The 436-nt window shown below is 60.1% G+C and carries 1 pseudogene; it reads right to left on the bottom strand.

Annotated features, from left to right (window positions below):
• Nucleotides 1-244, bottom strand: a pseudogene (locus D7Y13_RS45490) (hypothetical protein); the annotation flags it as partial.
• Nucleotides 245-436 lie beyond the last annotated feature (192 nt).

Here is a 436-nt window from a genome sequence, read left to right as displayed (position 1 = left end):
AGCGATAATCGTTTCGCTCTCCCTGTTGCCAACTTCCGCCGTAGAAGAAGACCACAATTGGCGTTTTTTCGGTGGTGTTGGTGGGGCGGTAGACGTCGAGTTTTTGGCGCGGCAGGTCGCCGTAGGAAATCGCCCGCGAGCGCGCGTATCCGCCGTGGGGAACCATCGCGTTGAGTGCATCGAAGCGCGTGCAGCCGGAAGAGAGCGAAAGCAGTGCGATCAGCAGCGCGGTTCGGTACGCCATCGGGCGGATTCTATGAGAATCCGCCCTTGACGCATCCCCGGAAATCCGTGTAAGCCATTGGCATGGCGAAGCGCGGCGCACCGAAACTCATTCGCAAAGGCCAGCCCGTTGCCGTCGAGCGTTCTCACACGGACAAGGTCCTGTTTCCGGAACCGGGCTACACCAAAGGCGATGTGCTGGACTACTACGAGC

Source organism: Corallococcus praedator, from assembly GCF_003612125.1.
GTDB classification, from domain to species: domain Bacteria; phylum Myxococcota; class Myxococcia; order Myxococcales; family Myxococcaceae; genus Corallococcus; species Corallococcus praedator.
The sequence above is the reverse complement of the archived record's forward strand: the minus strand, read 5'-3'. Positions and strand labels throughout refer to the sequence as shown.